The following is a 23,587-nucleotide window of genomic DNA, read 5'->3' as shown; positions in this document are numbered from 1 at the left end:
ACCGCCGACGGCACGGAATGGGTCGCCGATGCCGAACCCACCGCACAGTCGCCGGACCGAATCCACCGTCGAGCCAACCTCGAGGTGTGTACTCGGGGCACGGTGCGCTGATTCAGCGGGATCCGTTCGCCGACCCCGCGAACGTTGAAAGCATCTCGGTCCGACGCCGCGTGCCAAGGAGCCACCTCGCAGCTCCCGAGTACGGTGTCAGCAAGCCCACTGATGTGGTTAAGGTCACTTCACCCTATGTATAGAGAGCTATCGCACATCGGTGTGATGTGGATCATCTTCCCTCTTGGCACGCTGACAAGACGTTCATTCGGAACGTTCCTTACGAGCGCAAATTGGCGCAAGCACGTCTGAAGGAGATGCAGTGATAGCCGCGGAAGATGTTCAATTCCACACCCCTGCTGACGTTAAACACGATTGGGCCGAAACCAATTGGTTCTCGGTGTACCTTCCGGAGCCGAACATTGCTGCGTGGGTATACACCATCGCCCGCCCTGGCGTCGGCGCGATGGTGTGCGACATCGAGGCGTTCGATCGGATCGGCGACAGCCCACTCGATGCCCTCTACTACGATTTTCAACAGCATTTGCCACTTCCCGACAAGCTACAGAGTTACTCTCTGCCCAACGGACTCTCGTTGGAAACCTCCAATGAGCCTCGCGACTACTACATCCGCTACATCGGTCACGATGACACCGAATTCGATTGGCACGTCCACGGGATCATGGAGCCCTACGACATCCAGGACCCCAGCATGGATCCGCTCGCCACCGGCGACCGATCTCAAAGCGGTTTCGGAATGGCCTATGCCAACCATTTCGACATGACCGTGCACGTCACCGGCACCGCGAAGATTCGTGGACGGACCTTCCCGGTCGACTGTGTGACGGTGATGGATCACAGCTGGGGTCCGCGCAACGAGCAGCTCATGGGCAGCATGGGGTGGATCAACGCCGCGTTCGGTCAGGACTACTCCATCAACACCATATGGTCGCGGGATCTGAGCAAGGAAGGCTGGGACGGGTTCACCTTCGCTCACGGGTACGCCCTCGTCGACGGTCGCGTCCGCGGACTCAAATCTGGCCGGCTCCGCGCAACTCGCGGCCGGTTCCAGATGCCGGTGAGCTACGAGCTGCAGGTCGTAGACGTCGACGACCGCGAGCACGTGCTGGTCGGCACTCCTGTCGGACAGCATCCATGGACCCCGTACAGCAACAGCTACGTGCCGCACAGCAGCGTGCGCTGGCACGCCGGCGACCGGGTGGGCTTCGGGCTTGCCCAGGAAAATTGCCCGCTCGACCGAATCACGAGCGGCCCGTATGTGCCGAGGAGCGGGTCGTGACCGCGGCCGAGAAGGTCAGCGACATCCGTCGGCAAACCAATCTACTCGAGCCCCGTGTGGCCGAACTGCTCGGTGCCAAGATCGCACGGCGTGAACAGGGGCCGTACCAACCCTTGACCGCCCTCGACGTGGTTGAACGGGTGACAGCGTTGGTGCAAGCGTCGGGGATTACCGAGTTCGATCTGGACGGCGTTCAGCGGATGCCCGGCGGCGCTTCGAAGGAGCAGTTTTCCTTCATCATGACGGTGCCCGGCCATGCACCAGAGCAGTTGGTGTTGCGCCTGGATCCACCCGAGAGCATCGTCGAGACCTGCCGCTACCGTGAGGACGAGGCGTTTCGAGCGCTCGCCGGGGTCGTGCCCACTCCCACCACTCGCTTCCTCGATGGTGACGGAACCTATCTCGGCCAACCGGGCATTATTACCAGCTTCGTCGACGGCGTGACCAAGCCCCCGTCGGATGCGATGGTGGTCTCGGGTGTCGGTACGTCCTTCACGCCGCAGTGGCGGGCCCGGCTGGTACCGCAGTTCATCGACAATCTCACCAAGATCCACGCGGTCCGCTGGCAGGAAGCGCAACTGCCTCACTTCCAGGCCCCCACCGGACACCCCGGCGAGGCTGCGCTCTGGCAGGTCAACTGGTGGAGCCGAGTGTGGCACGACGACTGCGTCGACCCGTATCCGCTGATCACCCTCGCTGAGCAATGGATGCGGGACCGGCTACCCGATACCGATGAACTAGTCCTGCTACATGGCGACTTTCGCACCGGAAACTTCATGTTCGATGTCGAATCCGGGCAGTTCACCGCAGTACTCGACTGGGAACTCGCGCACATCGGCGACTACCACGAAGACCTCGGCTGGATTGTTCAACGACTCTTTGCCGGCGCATCGCAGGACGGTGAGATACTCGTCTGCAACCTGCTGACCAGGGACGAGCTCATCCGCCGGTACGAAGCAGCGACAGGGCGCCAAGTCGACCAGCAGAAATTGACCTTCTACGAGATGCTCGCCGCCTACAAATGCGCCGTCATGAACCTCGGGACCGGCTGTTCGGCCGCCATCCGCGGGCACAACCACCAAGACGTTCTGCTGTCCTGGATGGCTCCAGTCGCGCATACCTTCCTCGGCGAAATCGCCCGCATTCTCGAACAGGAGGGCTGATCCATGACAACCCCAAGTATGGGAATCCGGTTAGCCACCGTCGCCCGCGCGCTGGAGCAGGTGATCATTCCGGCACTGCCCCCCGAAGAAGTGCTCGCACGTGAACAGGCCACGCTCGCCATCGTTCACCTCACCACGATGGCGGAACAGTACCGGTACATGGCCGAATACGAGCTGGGAAGCCTTGCCGACATGTCGGCCCTGGCCAATGACCTGCTGGCGGCCACCGAGGGCGGGCCCGTAACCACTGCCGCAGCAAAGGCCCTTCGCCAGATCCAGGACGAGGTCAGTACGTCGACATCCCCGTCGACCGCACACGAGAGGCGCAACACAATTGCCGGCGGCATCGACGCGCTGGTGCGGGCCAGCGCCGAGGACGGCCATCTCAGCTCCCGGACCATGCAGCACCGGTTGATCGTGGACCACGGCAGCCGTCAAGCGACCCGAGACAGGGCATGGTTCCGCGGCCACGGCACCGATCCGGACGCCGCCACATTGCCAAGCATTCCGGAATTGATCTCCAGCGCAACACGCTGACCCACCATCGGCATCTCAAGCGCCGAAGACAGCGGGCGGGCGGACTGACAGCCGTCCGCCCGCCCGAGCGAAACCCACCATCCGTGCCTCACGTAACGTCCAGAACACCGAAGGAACTCCTGTGACACCCTTCGCACCAGTGGTCCCCGTCGACGCCATCAGCCCTGAATGGCTCACCCACATGCTTTCGTCCGCCGGCGTACTGCAGTCCGGTCGGGTCGTCGTCGTCGACCGCCAGCCCTGTGGGACCGGCCAATTGGCCGACAGCTACCGCTTCACACTCACCTACGACCCCGTCGCCTCAGGCCCCGCAACGGTGGTAGGCAAATTCCCCTCAGCCGACGCAACAAGCCGTGAATATGGCAGACAATCGGGTTTCTACCGGAGTGAGATCCGGTTTTACCAGGAACTTGCTCCGGACCTGCCGATCGCCCGCCCTCACCCCTTCCACGCTGCCCTCGCTGACAACGACACCGACTTTGTGTTGATGATGGAGGATCTGGCCCCAGCTCGCACGGTGGATCAACTGGTCGGATGCACCGCCGACGAGGCTAGCCTCGTTCTAGAACAGGCAGCGAGGCTGCATGCCGCGTCCTGGAAGAATCCCGGCCTGACCAGCAAACCCTGGCTTCAAGCAACCGTCGATCAGTTCGTCAAAGCGACCGACGGGTTTCCCTTCATCGTCTCAGCCTTCCCTGAGGAAGTCGGCGACCTGGCATCGGAGGCTGATCTGCAAGAGGCAGCCAAGCTCAACGACCACATCGAGACATGGAAAGAGGTCTTCTCCGAGCCCCGTTGCCTCTGGCACAACGACTTCCGCGCCGACAACATGCTCTTCGCCGTCAAGAGCGACGCGCGTCCGGTGACCGTTCTGGACTGGCAGGGCGTCGGTGTCGGTTGCGGCACCATCGATATTGCGTACTTCCTCGGGGGCAGTCTGACCACTGAACAACGACGCATCCATGAGCATGATCTCGTTCGTCACTACCACGAGAATCTCGTCGCGTTCGGAATCACCGACTACACCCTCGAGCAATGCTGGGATGACTACCGAGTACTGGCCATCCACGGTCTCCAAGTCGGGGTCTACGGCGCGGGTGCAGTCAAACGCACCCCCCGAGGAGACGAGATGTGGCGCACCTGGATCAGACGACACGCAACGCAAACACGGGATCTCGACAGCTTCACTGCCCTCGCCAGACGCTAATGTGAGTCGCGGCGGAGATTGTCGTTCTCGATGGTCAGCACGTGCATCGCGCGAGCGAACGTTTCGCTGGTCAGGCGGTAGCGATCTCGTTCGTCTTTCAGCGACTGGTTGGTCCTCTGTAGGGCGGTAATCTGCTCGCGGAGTTTGACCTCGTTGTCGGGGACGCCGTCGCGGGTTCGCCGCTGCGCGTAGAAGAGATCCTTGAGGTCGGTGTGCTTGTGGATCAGCTTGTTTCGTTTCACCCCGGCTTCTTGCGCGAGGGTGACGATGTCGAGCTTGCCCGACGAGCACAGCGGTGTTCCGGCGAATAGTCGTTGCATGGCCGCGGTGATGGCACGCCGGTCGTCGTCATCGGTCAACGTCGGTCTCCTTGCAGTGCGTGATGCGGGTCTGCTCGTGCTGCTCGACGAGCTTGTGCAGGTGGGCTGCTCGTTGGCCTAGGCGTTCCCGCAGCGGCATCGGGGTGGCTGGCTCGACGATTTCTTCGCGGAGCCGGGCGATCTCGGTGCGCAGTGCGGCGATGTGGGTGTCGGTGCGCGCGATGTTCGCGCAGGCCGGGTCGCACCGGTCGATCGCGGGGGATGTCGATCGCCCGGTTGGATGGGTGCGGTCCGGGTGGCACAGCGCCTTGGCTGGATCGTAGTTGCAGGTGAGGAACGCTTCGGGGTTGTCATAGACGTGGAATTTCGGGACGGCGAGCAGTGCGCGCGCCTGCTTGGGTGTAAGGAACATGCCCTCGAATCGGAGCTGGGCTCCGGTGGCGGCGCCGATCAGGCGGCGGGCGGCGGGTCCGGAGACGTGTTCGCCGCGGTGGAGGCGATCGGCGACGGTGTCGAGGTAGTCGGCCATGGCTCGTGCGGTTTCGATGTCGAGGATCCGGCGTAGTCCGTCGCGGGCTCGTCCGGCGTAGCCGTCGGTGACCGTGGAGGCGCGCAGGTGCCCGTACTGCACGGCGAGCGCGACGCGGCCACCAGGCAGGCGGGCGATGTGCCAGGCGAGGGTGCGCCGGAAGCGGTTGACGTGAACCGGGCCGTGCGGATCGTCGGGGATGCGTTCGTCGGGGCGGGTGCGGGCCGCGTAGTCGTTCAGCCAGTCGGTGAAGGCCGCGATCCGACTGTTGGCGCCCTGACAGGTCAGGGCCTCCCCGCGCCGCTTCCGGGAGCCCGTCGTGGTCGCGGCCCAGGCCGTTTTCACGGGGAACAGCAACGGCCCGTCCGCCATTCGCTCGAGTACGCGTACCGCGCGGACCACCGGCGCGATCGCGGTCCAGGGTGTGTCCCGGGGAAGTCCACCGATCACGTGCTTGCCGGCGTCGTCTCGGGCGCCCTTGAAGTAGTTGCCGTGGATCTGGTGGCCGTGGGGGCGCGGGTCGTCGGGTCCGGGTTCCGGGCAACACCCGACGCGCAGTTCGAGCGCTTCTCCGGGCCTCATCCCGGTCAGGTACAAGAGGACGATCAGGCAGGCCGTGGACAGTCGGTGCATGAGCCGCGGGGCCTCGTGGAAGGTGATGTACTCGAGCCACGCTCGCCCGGCCAGGCGCCCCCGAATGAGGCTGCTCAGCGGTGCGTCCTCCGCCACGGGCAGGTGCGGTCCGTAGGCCCGGACGGCGTGGCTGGCCTGCTCCTTGCTGGCATTGGCGCGGCCCGCGAGGTAGGAGATCGCGAGCATCGGGCGCCCGTTGTGGATGCAACCGGGCAGCGGCCGATTCTCGGCGGCGTACTGTTCGACCAGGTCCCGCATGGCCGCGGACGCCGCGGGGTCGGCGTGCGGCCGGATCCGGCCGGTCAGCGTTTGGTGTTCCTGCCAGGCAGCGAGGATGTCGTCGGCGAAATCGTCGACGAAACGCATCGCCCAGATCAGCAGTGGCGACATCACCGCCGGGTGGATCGGGGAGATGCCGTTCTCATTGGTGGTATCGGAGCGCCGCAGGTAGTCCCGTAGGCCTTCGGCGTGCCAGGTCGGCATCGGAATGCGGTCGCCGGGCGACAGGCGCGGGGCGAACCCCCACAGCAGAGTGACGGCGGCGAGGCGATTGCCCGCCGTCGTGGTGGAGATCCCGAGACGTCCGACCTCGACGGCGTAGTCGGCAAGGTCGTCCACGGTCAGCGCACCGAGTTCGGTGATATCGCGGGCGAGCAGCCACTCCGCGAGTTGGCACCATTGGCCGACGACGTTGCGCATCGAAGCCGGGTGCAGCCATTTGCGTCGGTGAGCATTGCGACTTTCCAGTAGCACCTCGGGGGTCGGGAGGTTGACCAACGCCCACCCGGCGCGTCGGAACGACGCCCGTAGCGGCAGCGGAAACAGCTGCCAGTTCAGGCAATCGTGCACCTGGTGGTCGTTGGTGTTCAGCGGGGACAGATCCCACCGCAGGTCACCGAACCGGGACACGGCCCCGGCGTCGTAGGTGTCGGGCAGTCGATGCGGATCGAGGAAGGGATCGGCGTCGTGTACCAGCCGGTGTCCGTCGACGCCGGGATTCGATGCGCCCGCGGTGGTCATGCGTCGAAGGTCCTGCGGAGCAACCGGTCGATGGTCGTTCGGTCCGCATCGGTGACCCGGGCGCGGGCGTCGGATCGTTCGGCTGCGGTGGTGTGGGTGTCCAACAGCACGGAAACCCGCTCGAAGTGCTGCTGCCACTGCCGGCCCCACACGGTGGTGTCCAGCACGGCGTGTAGTTCGGTCATCCCGTCGTGCAGGTGGACCAGGCGCGGCAGATGCCGTCGGGTGGCGACCGCGTTCGGGCAGGCCAAGCACAGCAGGAACGACGCGGTGCACGGCAGGCCCGGGTCGTTGTGCGGGCTGTGGGTGAAATCGGTGCAGGCCGCGGTGGCGGTGTCGAGGTCGCCTCGTTGGATGGCGGCGGCGAGCTCGGGATCGTCGGACAGCTCGACCAACGTCTCGGCGTCGCCGCCGAGGACCAGCCGCATCGCTCCGATGAGGTGGGCGTGCTCGGCGGCGTCGGTGAGTCCTCGGGCGATCGTCTCGCCGGCGGCGGCGCGGCCGGCGGGATCTCGCAGCATGTAGACGGTGTCGTGGACCTGTGGGGTGTTCTGGGCGGGTTCCTTGCGGATCAGCACCTGCACGGTGCGCCGCAGCCGGCGCAGGCTCACCGATTCAGTCCCGACCGTCAGGCTCTTGGCGATGCCGAACGCGAATTCCTGCCCGCAGCGAGACGGACACGCGGTGCGGTAGACCAGCAGCCGGTCAGTGGGCCGGCCCAGCACCGCCAGGGTCTCCCGGGCCGGGTCGGTGGCCTCGATGACGTGGCGCAGCAGCCGTCCCGCACTGCTCGGGCCGCTGTCGAGGAGGTTGGCGCTGGTGTGTCGCAGCCGCACCGGTCGGCGGGGCTTGTCGAGGTGCACGGTGAAGACGTCGACGTCATCGGCGACGGCTGGGGCGTGATCCGGGATCCGCATCCGGTGCAGCACGGATTTGTTCCACGATTCGCTGGCCACCAGCAGGATCGCCGCCGCGAATACTTCGCGGCGACTGAGGAACAGACGGCCCCAGGTCTGCTGCGGTGCACGACCCCCGAGGGCGCCCAGATGCCGGCGCGACGGCCGTCGCCCGCAGTCCGGCCGGGCCGCGAGCAACGGCACGTCACCCCTGCGGGCCACACAATCCAGCGCCTCACCGAGCAACCAGTCGCTGCTCGCCGCCCGGAACTCGCCGGCCCGCCAGCGGCGCAGATGTTCGCGGTTGTCCCGGATCCGGATCAGGGCGCTGTTGAAGACGGTCGCCGCGGCTGAGCGGATGCGCAGAAATTCCTGGTAGGTGTAGGCGATCTCCGTCGATGCCGGCGCGGGATCGATGCGCCGATCGACGATCTCGAGTGTCTCGGACGGAAGCTCGCGCGCCTGAGACAGCAAGGCCCGGAGGGAGACCAGATGGTGGCGGGTTCCAGGGGTCGGGGGAAGCGACATCCGCCAGGAAATCCACACGGCGGGGGTGATCTGCGCCATCGTCTCCGGCGGCCGCTCCAAGGCGGCCAACCCGCGCAGCAGCAACCGCACACTCTGATAGCCGCAGTAGCAGGTGCCCCACGCACGCCACGGGCCGTCCGGCCCGATCTGGCGATCGAACGCAGCCGCGAACTGTTGCCGGAGCACCAGAGTGCCCGGCAGTGAGGTGAAGTCGAAAACACCTTCGGCGACCCCGTTTTCGGACCACAGGGTCACCACCAGGCCGGTGCTGTCCAACGAGGCCGGACGTCGATACTCCGCGGCGGGCAACACCGCCCTGCTCCGATGTCGGCTCGGCACGCTAGGCTCCCCCGTCGGGTGCGATATCGACGACCCGGCCGGTGGAGGCGGAGACCCGCGCGAGGACCGCGCTGAGGTCGTCGCTGCCGTCCAGGATCATTCCGAGGCGCAGACCGTTGAGCGGTTCGAGGTAAATTTCCCGGGTCGTCTGTTCGCTCCGGTGTCCCAGTAGGTCTTTGACCAGTGTGAATGCATTCCCGTAGACGTTGCGCAGGTGGTCTCGCTCCGCCTCGTCCAGGCCGGACCGGGCATCGAGCCCACGCTGCAGGGTGACCAGCATCTTCAGCGCGAAGGAATGTCGGCAGCTGTGCGGAGTGATGCCGATCGGTTTCCCGAACCGTAGGCACCGGGCGTTGGCCGCGGCGAACACCGCCTCCCAGGATCGGTAGTCCATCGGCAGACCGGCATCGGTGAGCCACAACTGCAGCGGCTCGAGCCCCGCCTCGCCCTCGACGAACAGTCGACGCCGCTGACGCTCATCGATCGCGGTGACGGGGAACTCGCCGCGGCGCCCCAACCCGTCTTCCCAGGACAGTCGGCGCTGACCTGCCGACGCCTTGGTGACGATCAGCTTCCCCGCCAGCCGGTCGTATCGGCCCGCCCGCTGCGCACGCCGAACCGCGTCACGCCGGGTCGTAGCGACGTAGCCGGCGATCCCGCTCAGCGTCTCGACCGGGACGTAAAAGCAGCGTTCCCGGCGCTTCGCGGTCGCGGCCGCCACCGGGCCCTCGCAGTAGCCCTGGCCGGCCATCGGGACGGGAACCTCGACGGTGAGCAAGCAGCCGCCCTCCCGCAGGCGCAGTCCGGTATCGAACAACAGATCCGCGAAGGCTGCGTTGCGGCCGTCGTTGCGGCCCCGCCAACCCGGCTCCGGCACACCGTCGCCCGAGTAGCCGCGCAACCCGATGTCGCGCCACAGCCGATAGGTTCGAGGGGTCACCCACTTGACGTTGGCGACCCGCACGTCCTTCGGTCGGCTGTCGGCCACCTCGACCACGGCGCCGTCTCGCCGGCGGACCGTGTGTGTCGCCACCGGGCTACGCTGCACCGCTCCGGTGGCCACCGCCCAGTCGAACAGCAATTTGAAGGCGGCCAACTCCCGAGCCCACTTTGCTCCACCGACCCGCCGCGGGTTGTCCGTCGACCGGCGTCGCCACGCCTCGTAGTCGCCGGCGTCGTCGTAATCGGCCTGATTCCAGTACTTTCCGCGACGCCACAGGAAGCTGAAGAACAGGCGGTAATCCTTCACATACGACTGCCGTGTTCCCTCGGCGAGAAACGCGAACCTCGACCGACGGAAGAACTTCGCCAGTCGCGGGTCGATCCGACCGACCGGGTCGATCAGGATCGGCGTAGCCTCGTCGACGCCCAGCGCCCGCTCGCGGGCATCGATGTCCACCCACCCGTCCAGTACATCGTCGAACCCGACGGGCACCTCGACACCACGAGTGGTCCAGTACAACATCCACTCAGCGCCATCGGGCCAGTCCGAATTACTTCCGGAAACAGCGTCCGCTGTGGGCACCCTGCGAACGTAACTCCGTCAAACCTGATCTCGGCTGCAACACGCCCAGACCTTCGAGGGAACGCGTCCTCGCCGCGCGCCAGGCCGCCCTCGCTTCCATCCCGGTACTCGTGCGCCCCGACCGGGCAGCCGACGACAAGACGCGCGAGTTCGAGCGGATCAGTCACCAGGTCGTCGCGAACGATCAGCGCGAGGACTTGACCGCCGGTGACCGTGCCGCCGCCGTCGCGGACATGCTCGAGCTCGGATTCTCCGTCACCAAGGTCGCCAAAGCGGTATCCATGCCCCGCGAGCAGGTCAAAGCGAACGGGGTCATCGGCAAATCGGAAAAGGCCCGCGCGGCATTCGAAGCCGGACAACTCGACATGGAAAAGGCCGCGATCCTCGCCGAGTTCTTTCTTATGTGGACAACTCACGGCGAGTCGGCACAGCGATCGGATCAACTGGTGGTGGGCTGGGGTCATGCACGTGCAGACCGTGAAGACGGGCGGGATCGTGTCCTCGGTGGTCCTGGTCGGAGCCGATGGTGAGCCGGTGCCGCCGGTGACCCGATTCCTGCGGTACGTACTGGATTCCGGCCGGAGCCCGAACACGGCGCTGGCGTACGGATACGACTTGCGGCTGGTGTTCGAGTTCTTCGCCGAACGCGGAATCGACTGGCCTGAGTTCCGACCCGCGCTGGCCTTGGAACTGCTCGGGTGGCTGCGTCACCGTCCGGTGCGCGGACCGGCCCAGCGGTTGGGTCTGGCACCTGTCGGGTCCGGCGGGCGTCTGTTGGCGCCGGCGAGCGTGGCGCGGGTGCTGGCCGCGGTATCGAGCTTCTACGACTGGGCAATCGTCGCCGAACTCGTCACCGGCGAGAATCCGATGCGCCGCCGCCGCGATGTCGCGTTGGCGATGGTCGCCGAACGCCACCGCCCGTTCACCGGGAACGCGAGTCGGCAGCAGCCGGTCAGCCGGGAGGTGCGGGTCCGACTGCCGCGCCGCTTGCCTCGGCCGCTGAGCGAGTCCGAGGTGACCGCATTGCTCGAGAGCATGACCTGTTTGCGGGATCTGGCGATGATGCTGTTGATGCTCGACGGTGGCCTGCGTCCGGGAGAGGTTCTCGGGCTTCAGCTCGTCGACATCGCTTACGGCCGACGGCGGGTCACGATCCGCAAACGCGACGACCATCCGCGAGGCGTACGTGCGAAGTCGCGCCAAGAACGGATCGTCGACCTGCTCGAGCCGCGCACGCTGGATGCGGTGAATCGGTATGTGCTCCATGAACGTCCGGTCGATGCATCGAGTCCGTTCGTCTTCCTGGTCGGCGGCCGCGGTGCCCGCTGCTGCGAGCCGCTCTCGTACGACGCGTTGGTACGGATGTTCGCCCGGCGGCTCGACACGCTCGGACTACGTACGGCCGACAAGACCCCGCACGCCCTGCGACACACTCATGCGACCGCGATGTGGGAGGCGGGCATGCGGGAGTTGGCGTTGCAGCGTCGTCTCGGGCACGCCTCCCCGGAGTCGACCCGGATCTATACCCGGGTTTCCGATCAGCAGGTGCGGGACGAGTACTCGATCGCATTACGGGATCGCCGTTGACCAGGCCGGCGACTGCCCGGACGGCATCGGTCCCGCCTCCGCGGCGGCACGTCGACGAAGGCGAATACCAGGCGTGGGTGGACGCCCACGTGCCCCAACTTCCGGCCAGGTGGGAGCGGATGGGTGCCTACCGTCGGTTCGTCGAGCGCTGGCCGGACCTCGAAACATGGTTCACCGAACCGCTGCTGGTGCGGCTCGGTTTCGTCGGCGAGGGCATGCGCTCGAACGGGCGGACCGACTCACATCGCGCCAGCGGCTACCTGGTGTATCTATCCATGGTGCAGGGAGTCGGCCTGGACTTCGAGTTCCTCCTCGCCCGTAAGTACGCCCGTTTGCTCGACAAGCGTGGTGGGGGAACCGGCCTCGGCGTCGATCTCGCACTGCTCGAGCAGTGGGTCGGGCGGCTGACCGAACTGGGCCATTCCTCGGTCAAGGCGCGTAACAGCCTGATCTGGTGTCTGGGCCGGCTCATGCTCCACCGCGGCGACCCCGATCTGACCGCGGTCACCTCGGCAGATCTGTTCGCGTTCGGGTCGGCCATCCGCGCCTTCGCGGCACGTGAGGATTTCAATATTCTCCGCCGGACGCTGTTCGCGAACGGCCAGTTCCGCGACGACCCCGATGCCAATCTCGTTTTCCTCCGCAACCACCTCGCGAATCTCCACGGCACCCATGTGTTGCTGTACAACGTCGGCCAGGTCACCACCGCGCCGCGCATCGGCACGCGCACGATCGCGAACTGGACCGACCGACTGCTCCCCGAGCCGTGCCCGCCCAAGATCCGGGCGGTCATCGAGCGGTACTTACAACTGCGGCTCGACGCCAAGCTGGATCGCCCGCAGACGGTGCTCCACGTCCGGCAGGCGCTGCGCCGGTTCGTCAACTGGCTCGGCGTCCACCATCCCGAGATCACGAGCCTCGCGCAGGTCGATCGCGCGACCATCGAGGAATACATGCGGTGGCTGCCGACCTGTCCGAGCCAACACACCGGCCAGCCGCTGGCGACGACCACGGTCAAGCACGAACTCAACGGGATCGCCGGGTTCTGCCGCGACACGGCGGTCTGGGAGTGGGACGAGGTTCCCGGCCGGCCGTTGCTTACCTCCCGTGACACACCCCGGCGCCCGGAGTCGATTCCCCGGTATCTTCCTCAACACGAACTCGACGCGATCATGACCGCGATCGACGAACTGGCCGACCCGCTGCAACGGGCTGCACTTTTGTTGCTGCGCTGGTCCGGGGCCCGTCGCGACGAGATCCGTCGACTGACTTGGGATTGCCTCGACACCTATCCGGGCGGACATCCACGGCTGCGGATCCCGGTCGGAAAGGGACACAGCGAACGAATCGTCCCGCTGCACCCGGACGCGGCCGCTGCCCTCGAACATGCCATCGACCTGGCCCGGGCCCAACGCCCAATATCCCGGATCGACGAGGTCACCGGCCGCCGGGTCGATTACGTCTTCGTCCGTCGCGGCAAGCTGCTCTCGGTCAAAACTCTCTTCGACGAGGCGTTCCGGACCGTGTGTGGCGCTACGGGTCTGGTCGATGACCGCGGATCTCCGACCGTCAGCGCCCATCGGTTGCGGCACACCCTCGGCACCCAACTCGCCGAGGGCGGCGCCCGCATCCAGACCATCATGGCGATACTCGGACATCGCAGCGCGACCATGTCCATGATTTACAGCCGCATTTCCGATCCCGAGATCCGGCGCCAGTACGAGAGTGCGCTCGCGGACGGGCACCGGATCGCCGGCCCGGCCGCCGACGCTCTCCTGCACGACGCCCTCGACGACGCAACCGTGGACTGGTTGAAGACGAACTTCCTCAAGACCGAGCTCGAACTGGGGCACTGCCTGCGGCTACCCGCGGAAGGACCGTGCGAGTGCGACCTGATTCTCACCTGTCCAAAGTTCCTCACCACCAGCGAATATGCGCCGCGGATCAGGGCCCGCCTCGCGACCGAACAGGTGCTGATCGACGACGCCCGTTCGCGCGGTTGGGACCGGGAAGTCGAACGGCACGAAGCGACCTGCCGGCGGCTGCAGCACCTGCTCGACGATCTCGACGACGACGGCGAGGCATGATGATGTTCAGGAATGGTTGGGGCACAAGAGGTCCGGTACCACCGACCAGTCGTGGTGTTCGAGCCAGTCCCGGACCGGCCTGGGAACCTCGTCGGTGTCGGGATCGGTGCCGGTGACCAGCGGCCCGTCCCCGCACCGGGAGCAACTGATCACCAGGACGTGGCTGTGCGGCTGACAGTGGGCGCAATGGCGCGCCTCACGAGGATGGCCGAGGTCGTCGAGGTGTAGCCAGACGGTGGCGAGGTCGGCGCGATGCGGAATGAGGTCGCGGCGCGTGGTGGGCTGGTATCCGCAGGTCGGACATGCAAGGGGGTGGGCGGCCGACGGCAGCGTCACCGGAACCGTTGACGTCGAAGACCTCTCCTCTGCCTGCGCGGTTTCGGCGGTAGTCGTCTCCGACGGGCGGGGTGGCAGATGTCGGTAGAGGGTGGAGCGGGTCAGTCCGGTCTTGTCGGTGATTTCGGCGATGGTGGCGCCACCGTCCCGGAGTTGGGTGGCGTAGGCGAGTTGGGCGTCGGTGACCACGCTGGGTCGGCCGGTGCGGCGGCCTTTCTCGGTGGCCACGGTGCGGGCGTGGGCGGCCCGCTCGACCGCGTAGGTGCGTTCCATCTGCCCGAACAGGGCCAGTAGCACCACCGCCAACTGGCCCATCGGGTCGTCCGGACTGGTGGAGTCGATCCGGATCGGATCGGCCAGGTTCCGGAAGCCGATGCCGCGCCGGTGCAGGTCGTGGATCAGGTTGAGGGTGTCGCGGACGGTGCGGCCGAGCCGGTCGAGGGTGTGCACCACGATCACGTCGCCCTTGCGGGCGTAGCCCAGCAGCGCCTGCAATCCGGGACGTTCGGTGGTGGCCCCGGACTTCTTGTCCACGTAGATGTTCGCCTGGTCGACCCCGGCCTTGCGGAGCGCGTCGATCTGCCGCGTCAGGTCCTGCTTGCTCGTCGACACCCGGGCGTATCCCAATTCCACCTATGGAGCGTACCGAAAGTCAGTTCTGTACGGCTGTTTTGACACGAAGTTGTGGAACTAACTTTTGAGACACTGTGACCTGGGGGTTTGTGGTACCCGGACGCGGTGCCGGGGGCGTCTCATTTCCAACGATCTGACATCAGGCAACGGTGGTGCGTCGTATCCGACCTGAAAAGGGAAGTAGGACGTTGGCCGCCGGCCACATGTGCGGTGCGCCCTTTGCTAGCGGACATGCCAGCCTCCCTGTAGGGGGACACGTTCGTCCCTGCTGACGGACAGCTGATCTCCCTGTCGATGAACATGTGGCCCGGCGGTGTGTCGGTCCTGAAACGCCCCCCTCCGGGGTTTGCTCGAGGTCTTCTACCACCTGCGAGCGAACTCCACCGCGACCGTCCGATAAGGCTGCAAGTGAGCGGCCGGTGGTAAGGACGTCGCAGTTGTTACTCGGTAGCATCAGGATCGCTTGGGCCGTGCAACCGTTCCTCTCGGGAAGCATCCTTGTTGCGGACTTCCCACCCTCGGTGGATATCGAGCACTGACTCCTCCGCCAGTTCCTCCTCTCCCGCACCGAACAAGACGTACACTTTGTGGTTCGCCCTAAGATTCAAGGTGCGAGAGACCCCGTCGCGATCTGGGGCTTTTCCGGTTCGGAGAACGACTCCGGTCGAAGGAAGCACACATTCGACGACCCTTCCCCACGGAGCCCATTCCAAGTCTATTGAGATGTGAACCTGCTCCTCGCGATCTGTGGGCAGGACTTTCATCCAGACCATCCCGCGGTAGTCCGCCGGCCACGCAAAAGAGTGATAGCGCTGAGGCCACTCCTCGGACCATGGATCCCACTTCAGGCGCCACAATCTGTGTATCGACAACATCAACCATCCTTCCGTCGAATAGACCCGGTCGAGCGCTTCGGCGTACCGAAGTGGGGGTAAGTGCATACCGTGCTCGTACCGACTGAGCGTTGACTTGGTGAGCGGATGCTCCGTTCCCTTCAGTTCCTGTTCGATCGCACGAAGGGAACGTCTACCTCTGCACCGCTTCATCCATACACCTAGTTCAGTCTCGTTCTCCGCGAACTGACCGCTGCGACTCACCATCTGTTTGTCCCGTTTCTGTCCCGCGCGGCGATCGATCTTCCCCGCGAACTGAAACTGAGAGTAAGTCCAGCACCCTGGGCGACCCCCGTAAAGAAGCCACCGCTTCCGACGAGAGAGATCGAGCCATGAGCACCCAACAGCCCACCGATCCCACCTTGCCAATTGCGAGCCCGAGCCGAATCGGCTCGCCCACATTGGCTCTCGCGCCAGCGTCGAACACTAAGAATCCGATCTGGGCGCGAATATTCTTCGCACTTGCGGCTTCCTTGGTGGTCTTCTTTGGAGCCAACGTCGCCTTAGCCACACCTGCCCAAGCCGCGCCGACTGGGCCGATCCCGGAGTACTACCAGTTCTGTTACGACCGAACTCCGCCCCAGCAGCTGACCTCAAGGACGGGTGCAACACCGAGGCACTGGTACAAGAACGCCGTTGCCCAGTCCAGCGGCGTCTCGTGCAAGTACATGTACGCCGCATACGGAGGGTTCTGGCCCAAGGAAAAGTCGGTGTTCTACAGCTGGTCGCAGGTTTGCAAGGCCATGGGCCTCGGCACGAAGGGCTCTCTGGACCAACGCAAGATCCCTCACTGCTACCGATAGACGGTGCGACTCGGTCGCGGACCTGACCACAAAGCGCCTCACCTCATACCCGAGGTGGGGCGCGCTGTTCGCCTAGTCATTCACTACACCACGGTAGCTCGGGGTGTGCTCCGTGCGTCGTCCCAGTGCCGCTGCGCCAGTCCGCCATGGGCGTCCGGATTTCACCCGACGGCATCGACGGCGGGGGTGGGAGCGCAGCGAGAGAAGCGCCGCGAAAACCGACCGTGGACCCGGGAACACGATTTCTTGAAACTGACAGCTGTCTCGTGAACGACGCCACGCACCGGAGACGTGGCCCCCGTAGCCGCGCTTGACCCAGCCGGGTTGTCCACATAATCGAAGCTGCGGGCGACAGCGACGCCGTCGAGGAGTTGCTGAGCAACGGCCGGTGGAACTTCCGCTTCACCGCCGAGCGCCTGCGCAACGACCGCGTCGAGAAGGCCGCACGCGCCGACGCCGCCCAGCCCTACGCGGTGATGGGATACACGATCCTCACCGAGGAACCCGACTACGCCCGCGACTTGCTGCTCGCGGACCTGGTCCACACGGAAGGCGGCGAGGTCACCGAAGCCGACACCGAGAACGACCCGACCAAGTGGGCGGTGTGGCTGACCCAGGCCGAACACTACGTCGATACCGCCAGCGGTGAGGAGATCGACGCCGAGAGTGTCGATTGGGAAACCGAGGACGACGACGAGGCCACCCCGGCAGAGGGCTACCGACACGCGAACACCGTGCAGGTGCGCCATATTTGGGTGCCGGAGTACGTGTGCCTGGATTCAGAGAGTGCCGGGGTGGCACTCTCCCCGATCCTCGCCGCCGCCCGCACCGTCGCACCCGCCGAGGATGGTGTGAGCGGCGAGGACGCGGCCGTGGCAGCGGCCCGCCGAGAGACGGAGGAGAAGGCGCAGGCCCGCAAGGAGCGTCGGCAGGTCATCGCGTTGAACAAGCAAGCCGTGGCGGCGACCACCGTCCGCCGCGACTTCCTGCGGACCCTCCTGACGCGGAAGACCCCACCGAAGTCGGCAGCGAAGTTCGTCGCGGCGACTCTTGCCGCCGATCCGCGATTGCTGACCGAGCACAAGGCCGGTGAGGTAGTCGGGGAAATCCTCGGAAACTCCGGTATCGCCACGTCCGAGGCGCTCGTGACGATGGTGGACAAGGCCAGCGACAACCGCGCCCAGGTGATCACCCTGGCCCTGGTCCTCGCCGGTCTGGAAGCGCGGATGGTCAAGGATGCGTGGCGGTGGCGTCCGCAGGGCAGCGCCGGATACTTCGCGTTCCTCGCCGAGAACGGGCACACCCTGACCGAGGTCGAGGAAGTCATCGCCCGCACCCTCACCGCCGATCAGGTCACCCTCGACTGACCGACCCCCCACCGGCCGGGACGGAACACCACCGCCCCGGCCCGTGGGCCAGCCGGTCACCACGAAAACGCGGTCGGCCACACCCCGCGCCGAAATACCCCACACCACTCACCACCGGCACCCGGCGGCGCGGGGTGTGGCCGAAGAGACGGACTCCCGCATTCCGCCGGCCACCCGCTCGGCGCACCCCAACAACCCGGGCCGCTGTAAGCGGTCCGGCTCCGAACGAAAGGTCCCTCTCACATGGGCACATCAACATCACCCGTGGCTCCCACCGTGGAGACGTCCGAGCTGCTCGACTACCCCCACTACGGCACCTTGGAGGAAATCTACGCCCGCGAGCTGACCCGACTCGCGGCGATCGGCGTCACCGATCCCGACGTGGCCTCAACCGGCGGCAACTGCTACGCCCTCACCGGCAATGCCGGTTACGCCCCCGATGGCCGGTCGATCTACCTCCTTGCCACCACCAACGGTGATCCCGCCGTGGCGACCGGGGAACCCGTCACGAGCTGGGCCGTCGGCCTCTACGACACGCGAGGCGACTCGGTCGCCCTGGCAATGGGCGAGGCCAGCGTCGACGCATTCGGCAACTCTCCCGATGCCCTCGGCTGCGCGGTCACCCGCGCCCGCACGGCACTGCACCAGTACACCGGCGGTGCACCGGCCGGGAAGACCGCCCTCATCGGAGACCAGGGCGTGACCTGGATCCCCGCATAACAACCAACACCGCACTCATTCCCGAAGGAGAACGAAAGCTATGTCGAAGAACATCTTCCAGGCTGGCGACCGCGTCATCATCGACCCCGCGGTCGCGAACAAGGAAATGACCGGGCGCGTTTTCGAGGTGGTTCGCCAGTTGAAGGTGAACTACGAACTCACGCCACTCGACGGTATCGGCCCCGGAGTGCGGGCACAGCCAGAAGTGCTGATGCCCGCGCCCGAGGAACTTCTGGCGAAACCGATCGTCGCGGTCGCGCCCCTGTCGACCGGGTCCACGGTGCGGGTCAAGCGCGCCCGCAATATCGATCCGACCACGCTGTTCGTGGTCCTCTCGAACGGTGCCACGGTGAAGATCGCCGAGCTGGGCGGCGACGACGGCCGGTACTGGAATGTGCCACGAACCGCGCTGGAGAAGGTCACGATCGACATCGCCGCCGCCGCGGCCAGCGCCCAGATAACCGACGTCTGACACAGGATCAGCCCACAAACGCGGTGCATGGCGGGGAAGCGTTACCGCCATGCACCGCACCACCGAAATAAATGGTCCAAAAAAGGATAAAACGCCGAGAGGTCAGAGAAACACAAAACAATTCAGGCACCATCCCCTTATTTTTCTCATTCTCCTACCGGTGCGACCACGCATCAAGGCCGCTCGCAAAACTTCTCCACGCGGTCGCCCGCTCCCTTATATCGCGGAAAACTTTCCCCGCTCACCTTGACGCACCGCCGCCCCGCCAGAACATTCGCCAGTACCAGGGGAAAGCGGCTCCGAGGTCAGGTGAGAAGGGGGTAGATCCCCAGGTAAGCGCTGTTGGGGAAGCGTGCTGTCGGTGCCGAAAAATGGTGCGGGAAGTGTTATATGAATTGTTGGTGTAATTACCGAAATAATTACTTCGGAAGGCTTGGATATGGGCGCTCAATTCGATAAGATAAACGTAATTGGAATTCAGACAGAGGGGGAAGTTGTGACAATCACTGTGTACACCAAACCGGGCTGCGATCAGTGCAACGCGACGTTTATGCAATTCGACAAAGCGGGGATCGAGTACACGGTTGTCGACATCACCGAGAAACCCGAAGCCCGCGACTACGTGCAGAGCCTCGGCTACCTCCAGGCGCCCGTCGTCGTGGCCGGCGACCAACACTGGTCCGGCTTCCGAATTCGACACATTAAGGACGTCATCGCGGCCGCTGCCTGAGACCGCAATCCCATGATCCCGGCCAGCCGACACCATGCCCACACGAAAGGACCGCCCCGTGAGCGCAGCACTGGCACTCGTCCCCGGACAGACGCAGGCCGCCGACACCGAGCCGCTCCAACCACAAGACTTCGCCGACGACCTCCACGCAGATGTGGAAGCGCTCTTCCTGTGCGCACTGTTGTGGGCATCCCCGGCAGCTGCGAAACACTCTGTCGGCATCCTCGAACCCACCGACTTCGCGCGCCCCATCCACCGCGAGTTCTTCATCCTGATCCGCGGCCTGATCGAGAGCGGGGCACCCCACAATGCGGCGATGGTCGGGGCAGCGCTCGAGCGATCCGGTGACCTCGCCGGTCATCACGGATCCGAACGCTCCCGCCACCTCGCCAACATCACCACCCTCGGCGCCGAACACGCCGCGATCGATCACTACGCCCGCGCCCTGTTCAGCCAGGCATACCGGCGCAGCTTCGCCACCGCAGCAACCGCACTCACCCAGGCTGCTCGGGAACTTTCCGAGGACCAGCTCTACGCGCACATGTGCGACCTTGGCCGACGCCAACGCGCACTCACCGACCGCCGCAACGCCATCGAAGGAGACAGGCAGTGAGCATCCACCCCGACCTGTGCACCGACGACGAACGCGACGCCTTCCAACTCCACAACTCCGGACTCACCTGGACACAGGTCGCCAGGGAGTTGGGATGCACCGAAGGGACCGCGCAAGCCTTCGCCGCCGCCTACCAGCAACGCACCGATGACGCCGCCGCCCAATCTCAGATCACCTTGTTCTGACGGACTCCTCATGCACCCACACCCACACCCACACCCACACCCATACGCATGGCCGACGCGCAGCGGTCGGGCACCACCAGCAGTGCTCCGCGATCAGCCACGACGCGGCCGGTAGCTCAACCGGAGGAACCTGTGACTGACACCGCGCACGACCCCCATTCCCAGCACGAGCGGATCGACCTCACCACCGCACTCGACACCGAGGGAAACACCATCCTGATGAACTTCCTACGCGCACATCTGCTTCACTCCCTCACCACCGGGCAGGACCACCACAACGATGACCACTGAACAACCTTCAGCAGATCGACGGAGGAGCCGTCCCGTCCGGCGGTCCCCGATCCCGTGAACAGCCGAAATCTGGGTTCGACGACCACACCGAACAAGCGGATACGGGCACCGACAACCCCATCGGAATCGAAGCGAACCCGATCTCCTCCACCATCGACGGACTCGTCGACGGCGTCGAGATATGGACCTACGGCCAGAGCGTGATCCTCGACCGCGACGACGCCTTCACACTCGTGGATAGGCTCCTCGACGCCCTACGCAACGCGCGATAAACACCGACGCGATCGCTTAGCCCTGCAGAACTGTGTGAGCCCGCCCCACATAAATAACCCCAGAAAGGGTGCCGCAATGGGAGCACTAGCACTCGCCGCACTTGCTGCATGGGCCGTGTGGGTATTCGGCTCCGGACTCGCCCGATTCGCAGGAGCCGTCCTCATCCTCGTCAGCCTCCTCCGGCTCGCAACCCACACAGCCGATCCACGAGCGATCCCCACCCTCGCGGCCGGTATCGGGTTGTGGCTCGCCGGACACTGGCTCTGGGCGATCAAACACAAGCTCTGGCGATCCCAGCTCGCCCTGAACGTCTACAGCCTCCCCGGGCTACACCACCTCGCCCCCATCGCGACCAACCACACACGCAGGCCCTCCAAGTGGGCACCCGAGCGGCAGCGAGAGTCCTAAGCGGTCAACGACACCACCTGGCTCACACACCACGGCAGCAGTTGGTCGGTTCTGGACCCTCCGCCGCCGGTGAGAATGGCAGCTGCCCGGCGGCTGGCCACCTGCGGTATCCCCAAGGGGATCGCTAATCGACCTGGACGGGTCGTACCTGAGTGGCCACGAATGCGAAGCCCTCTACCGGGCCGGTTGGCTTCTGCCACTCGAAGTCGACCTCTTGGCCAGGGTCGAGCGCTCGGAATCCATCGATTTCGACCTCACTGAAGTGCACCCAGCAGCCACCCGGGGTCTGCACACAGTCGATGGCGCCCCACCCGTCTTCTCCCCTCCAGAACCGGACAATGCCCCATGAAGTCATCTCCCGATAATGCAGGAAGTTGCGCCAGTCAGCGATCCGCTTTCGGAGTGACCACCGGCTTCTCGATCATCTTTCCCCCTGATTGCACTGCTGATTCCTCCCCGGACAAGTGACCCGGTCGAGCTACTCGACGCTTCGCGGAACGGACCCTTCGCGCGCGAATCAGCATCATGCCTCACGGTACCGACAATCGAATGTCTGCTACCCCATTGGTGCGGTGTGCTCAGTCCATTTACTTCCATCCCAGTACCGGCGAACCTGAACACCATCGGGGTCGGGATACCAATCAGCGGGGACAACTGGTGGCGGTGGAGGAGGAGGAGAAGTCGGCGTCTCGAAGCTAGGAATCATGGGCGCGACTCGAGCCTCGTCGATTGCGTCACGTAACGCGAGCATGTCGCTGACGTGCTTTCGTTCGAGCGTCACCGCGTTCTCGCTCTCGGCTGTTCTGGCCGATGCCGACTTGAAACTGGAGTTCACTTCGTTTCCACCGGGGATAGTGAACTCGATGTAGCCCAGCACGAATGGGCTCGGTCTCTTGAACTGTATGGCTTGTATCGAGGACAGCGGGATTCGTTTCTCACCCCTGCCGACGGATAGACGCGCCATGAGGCCGGTGCGCTCGATGGTGATGTATCGACCGTCGAAATGGACAGTTCCATTGAAGCCCCGAGCTGAGATCACGTTGCGGTCCTTTCTTCAGACAAGGTCGGTGTCGATGAGCAGCAGCGGGGCCACTTGGAACCCATCGTCTCACCCATTGCTCACAAGTGAAGAGAGACTTCGCGGTGGGACGGACTCGCCCGCGCACAGCGTCCGGTGGCCGTTTCATACGCATCAGTGTCCTGTTTGCCGATGCACCAACGGCCACCAGCTACCTGCCACCGGGAGCGGGGGTCCACTCCCTGGCAATGGAACCTGGTGAGCGCCGGTTCGGTGGCAGGATGTGACCATGCGTTGGACCGAGGAGCCGCTTGACGAGTCCACCCCGGGGGCACGGCGATTCAACTTCGGCTTCGTGGGGGAACCGCCGCCGGAACTCGCCGCCCATATCGATCGTTTAGCGGATCTGCACACGAGAGAACGACAACGCACACTTCAACGTCATGACGTCCCCGACTTCCGCAAGCCGCCGAAGAACGATCGACAGATTCTCTTCCGGTCCACCGATACGATCCCGTTCCCACTGGACCCCGACCTCGACGTCCGACTCGAACTGGCAAACATCCGTGGCTACCCGACGGGTGTGGCGTTTGAGCTAGTCGCCCGAGAATCCGCGATGCACGCCTCCTTCCTGGGAGAGCGGGTGAACGTCAGCCACCGGATCAAGGCCACGCACATAGGCCGCGTCTACTTGGGAGTGGTTCTCCCGAGCGGCAAGATCGTCACCAACAAGACCTGCACCCCACCCCAGGCGCCGGAGGATGACGACCCTACGACACCCTGGTTGTACGGCGGCCGCGGTTACAGCAGCCAGTCGGAGACGGGCGCGACTTACTTCATCAGCCCGCGCCCCGAACCGGGTGGGATCGTGACGTTCACCATTTCGTATCCCCTGCTCGGGATCGATACCGCGTCGACGATCGCCGTCGACTCCACAGAGTTCAGACCCACCCGCCCGGCTGAGTAACAATGCCTGCGCGCCATCGGGCGAGACCGGCGCCGAGCACATAGGGGCAGCGGCCGACACCCGTCCCGAAGGCGGAACCATCACCGGCACGTCCCGGAAGCGGCCGTTGACCGGAACCCCTTGAGCAGCGCGTTCCCGTTTGGCCCGTCCGGTTGA

Annotated in this window: 23 protein-coding genes; 16 read left to right on the top strand and 7 right to left on the bottom strand. The window is 65.2% G+C overall.

All coding sequences use genetic code 11. The features are described from left to right. Nucleotides 1–373: 373 nt before the first annotated feature. The 4 genes from ACH49N_RS28030 to ACH49N_RS28015 all read left to right on the top strand — a co-directional run bounded on the left by ACH49N_RS28030 (nt 374) and on the right by ACH49N_RS28015 (nt 4,258). Complete coding sequence (locus tag ACH49N_RS28030; protein WP_358275877.1) at nt 374–1,351, top strand: hypothetical protein; 978 nt, start codon at nt 374–376, stop codon at nt 1,349–1,351. Continuing rightward, a complete protein-coding gene (locus tag ACH49N_RS28025) occupies nt 1,348–2,514 on the top strand; it encodes a phosphotransferase family protein (RefSeq protein WP_358275875.1) in 1,167 nt (388 codons plus the stop codon). The genes ACH49N_RS28030 and ACH49N_RS28025 overlap by 4 nt, the downstream gene beginning before the upstream one ends. A gap of 3 nt (nt 2,515–2,517) precedes the next feature. Beyond that, the gene (locus ACH49N_RS28020) at nt 2,518–3,051 is read left to right on the top strand and encodes a hypothetical protein (RefSeq protein ID WP_358275873.1); all 534 of its coding nucleotides are present in this window, start codon (nt 2,518–2,520) and stop codon (nt 3,049–3,051) included. Between the two features lie 121 nt (nt 3,052–3,172). Continuing rightward, nucleotides 3,173–4,258, top strand: coding sequence for a phosphotransferase (locus ACH49N_RS28015; protein WP_358275871.1), 1,086 nt, complete (start codon nt 3,173–3,175; stop codon nt 4,256–4,258). On the opposite strand, the gene ACH49N_RS28010 is transcribed toward ACH49N_RS28015, so the two are convergent. Genes ACH49N_RS28010 through ACH49N_RS27995 form a run of 4 tightly spaced genes read right to left on the bottom strand, consistent with a single transcriptional unit; the run spans nt 4,255 to nt 10,048 of the window. After that, nucleotides 4,255–4,617 carry a hypothetical protein gene (locus ACH49N_RS28010; protein WP_358275869.1) on the bottom strand — a complete coding sequence of 121 codons (363 nt, stop codon included), beginning with the start codon at nt 4,615–4,617 and terminating at the stop codon, nt 4,255–4,257. The genes ACH49N_RS28015 and ACH49N_RS28010 overlap by 4 nt on opposite strands. Beyond that, the gene (locus tag ACH49N_RS28005; RefSeq protein WP_358275867.1) at nt 4,607–6,760 is read right to left on the bottom strand and encodes an integrase; all 2,154 of its coding nucleotides are present in this window, start codon (nt 6,758–6,760) and stop codon (nt 4,607–4,609) included. The genes ACH49N_RS28010 and ACH49N_RS28005 overlap by 11 nt, the downstream gene beginning before the upstream one ends. Beyond that, nucleotides 6,757–8,523, bottom strand: a complete 1,767-nt coding sequence (locus tag ACH49N_RS28000; RefSeq protein WP_358275865.1) for a hypothetical protein — start codon at nt 8,521–8,523, stop codon at nt 6,757–6,759. The genes ACH49N_RS28005 and ACH49N_RS28000 overlap by 4 nt, the downstream gene beginning before the upstream one ends. A gap of 1 nt (nt 8,524) precedes the next feature. Continuing rightward, complete coding sequence (locus ACH49N_RS27995; protein WP_358275863.1) at nt 8,525–10,048, bottom strand: site-specific integrase; 1,524 nt, start codon at nt 10,046–10,048, stop codon at nt 8,525–8,527. Nucleotides 10,049–10,158: 110 nt separating this feature from the next. Here ACH49N_RS27995 and ACH49N_RS27990 point away from each other — a divergent pair, with 110 nt between their 5' ends. The 3 genes from ACH49N_RS27990 to ACH49N_RS27980 are packed head-to-tail and all read left to right on the top strand — an operon-like array spanning nt 10,159 to nt 13,722. Beyond that, a complete protein-coding gene (locus ACH49N_RS27990) occupies nt 10,159–10,578 on the top strand; it encodes a hypothetical protein (protein WP_358275861.1) in 420 nt (139 codons plus the stop codon). After that, nucleotides 10,511–11,635: a tyrosine-type recombinase/integrase gene (locus tag ACH49N_RS27985; RefSeq protein WP_358275859.1), complete on the top strand. Its 1,125-nt coding sequence runs from the start codon at nt 10,511–10,513 to the stop codon at nt 11,633–11,635. The genes ACH49N_RS27990 and ACH49N_RS27985 overlap by 68 nt, the downstream gene beginning before the upstream one ends. Further along, complete coding sequence (locus tag ACH49N_RS27980; RefSeq protein ID WP_358275857.1) at nt 11,632–13,722, top strand: tyrosine-type recombinase/integrase; 2,091 nt, start codon at nt 11,632–11,634, stop codon at nt 13,720–13,722. The genes ACH49N_RS27985 and ACH49N_RS27980 overlap by 4 nt, the downstream gene beginning before the upstream one ends. Before the next feature lie 6 nt (nt 13,723–13,728). On the opposite strand, the gene ACH49N_RS27975 is transcribed toward ACH49N_RS27980, so the two are convergent. Continuing rightward, nucleotides 13,729–14,691, bottom strand: coding sequence for a recombinase family protein (locus tag ACH49N_RS27975; protein ID WP_358275856.1), 963 nt, complete (start codon nt 14,689–14,691; stop codon nt 13,729–13,731). A 2,067-nt stretch (nt 14,692–16,758) separates the two neighbouring features. Here ACH49N_RS27975 and ACH49N_RS27970 point away from each other — a divergent pair. From ACH49N_RS27970 to ACH49N_RS27935, 8 genes are all read left to right on the top strand, one after another. Next, nucleotides 16,759–17,754, top strand: coding sequence for a hypothetical protein (locus ACH49N_RS27970; protein WP_358275855.1), 996 nt, complete (start codon nt 16,759–16,761; stop codon nt 17,752–17,754). A gap of 243 nt (nt 17,755–17,997) precedes the next feature. After that, nucleotides 17,998–18,474: a hypothetical protein gene (locus ACH49N_RS27965; protein ID WP_358275853.1), complete on the top strand. Its 477-nt coding sequence runs from the start codon at nt 17,998–18,000 to the stop codon at nt 18,472–18,474. Nucleotides 18,475–18,514: 40 nt separating this feature from the next. Further along, entirely contained in the window at nt 18,515–18,946 is a 432-nt protein-coding gene (locus ACH49N_RS27960; protein WP_358275852.1) for a hypothetical protein, read from the top strand. Nucleotides 18,947–19,442: 496 nt separating this feature from the next. After that, the gene (gene nrdH, locus ACH49N_RS27955) at nt 19,443–19,676 is read left to right on the top strand and encodes a glutaredoxin-like protein NrdH (protein WP_358275851.1); all 234 of its coding nucleotides are present in this window, start codon (nt 19,443–19,445) and stop codon (nt 19,674–19,676) included. 58 nt (nt 19,677–19,734) lie between these two features. Further along, a complete protein-coding gene (locus tag ACH49N_RS27950) occupies nt 19,735–20,289 on the top strand; it encodes a DnaB-like helicase N-terminal domain-containing protein (RefSeq protein ID WP_358275849.1) in 555 nt (184 codons plus the stop codon). Beyond that, on the top strand, nt 20,286–20,474 hold the full coding sequence (locus tag ACH49N_RS27945) for a hypothetical protein (RefSeq protein ID WP_358275847.1): 189 nt from the start codon (nt 20,286–20,288) through the stop codon (nt 20,472–20,474). Before ACH49N_RS27950 ends, ACH49N_RS27945 begins: the two co-directional genes overlap by 4 nt. Nucleotides 20,475–20,606: 132 nt before the next feature. After that, the gene (locus ACH49N_RS27940; RefSeq protein ID WP_358275846.1) at nt 20,607–20,765 is read left to right on the top strand and encodes a hypothetical protein; all 159 of its coding nucleotides are present in this window, start codon (nt 20,607–20,609) and stop codon (nt 20,763–20,765) included. A gap of 348 nt (nt 20,766–21,113) precedes the next feature. Further along, the gene (locus ACH49N_RS27935; RefSeq protein ID WP_358275845.1) at nt 21,114–21,446 is read left to right on the top strand and encodes a hypothetical protein; all 333 of its coding nucleotides are present in this window, start codon (nt 21,114–21,116) and stop codon (nt 21,444–21,446) included. Between the two features lie 124 nt (nt 21,447–21,570). Here ACH49N_RS27935 and ACH49N_RS27930 read toward each other — a convergent pair whose 3' ends face one another. Then, a complete protein-coding gene (locus ACH49N_RS27930) occupies nt 21,571–21,801 on the bottom strand; it encodes a cold shock domain-containing protein (RefSeq protein WP_358275843.1) in 231 nt (76 codons plus the stop codon). A gap of 201 nt (nt 21,802–22,002) precedes the next feature. Next, the gene (locus ACH49N_RS27925) at nt 22,003–22,485 is read right to left on the bottom strand and encodes a DUF4429 domain-containing protein (protein ID WP_358275842.1); all 483 of its coding nucleotides are present in this window, start codon (nt 22,483–22,485) and stop codon (nt 22,003–22,005) included. A gap of 268 nt (nt 22,486–22,753) precedes the next feature. On the opposite strand from ACH49N_RS27925, the gene ACH49N_RS27920 reads away from it, so the two are divergent. Continuing rightward, entirely contained in the window at nt 22,754–23,431 is a 678-nt protein-coding gene (locus ACH49N_RS27920; protein ID WP_358275841.1) for a hypothetical protein, read from the top strand. Nucleotides 23,432–23,587: the final 156 nt, after the last annotated feature.

It is taken from the genome of Rhodococcus sp. NPDC019647, from assembly GCF_044389235.1.
Lineage (GTDB): Bacteria > Actinomycetota > Actinomycetes > Mycobacteriales > Mycobacteriaceae > Rhodococcus_F > Rhodococcus_F oxybenzonivorans.
Note: the sequence above shows the minus strand (reverse complement) of the source record. Positions and strands in the feature narration are given on the sequence as shown.

What these genes read in the sequence shown, in the direction of transcription:
- ACH49N_RS28020 (WP_358275873.1), top strand. Translation starts at nt 2,518, where the DNA reads ATGACAACCCCAAGTATGGGAATCCGGTTAGCCACCGTCGCCCGCGCG.
- ACH49N_RS28005 (WP_358275867.1), bottom strand. Translation starts at nt 6,760, where the DNA reads ATGACCACCGCGGGCGCATCGAATCCCGGCGTCGACGGACACCGGCTG.
- ACH49N_RS27985 (WP_358275859.1), top strand. Translation starts at nt 10,511, where the DNA reads ATGCACGTGCAGACCGTGAAGACGGGCGGGATCGTGTCCTCGGTGGTC.
- ACH49N_RS27965 (WP_358275853.1), top strand. Translation starts at nt 17,998, where the DNA reads ATGGGCACATCAACATCACCCGTGGCTCCCACCGTGGAGACGTCCGAG.
- ACH49N_RS27960 (WP_358275852.1), top strand. Translation starts at nt 18,515, where the DNA reads ATGTCGAAGAACATCTTCCAGGCTGGCGACCGCGTCATCATCGACCCC.
- ACH49N_RS27935 (WP_358275845.1), top strand. Translation starts at nt 21,114, where the DNA reads ATGGGAGCACTAGCACTCGCCGCACTTGCTGCATGGGCCGTGTGGGTA.
- ACH49N_RS27930 (WP_358275843.1), bottom strand. Translation starts at nt 21,801, where the DNA reads ATGACTTCATGGGGCATTGTCCGGTTCTGGAGGGGAGAAGACGGGTGG.
- ACH49N_RS27920 (WP_358275841.1), top strand. Translation starts at nt 22,754, where the DNA reads ATGCGTTGGACCGAGGAGCCGCTTGACGAGTCCACCCCGGGGGCACGG.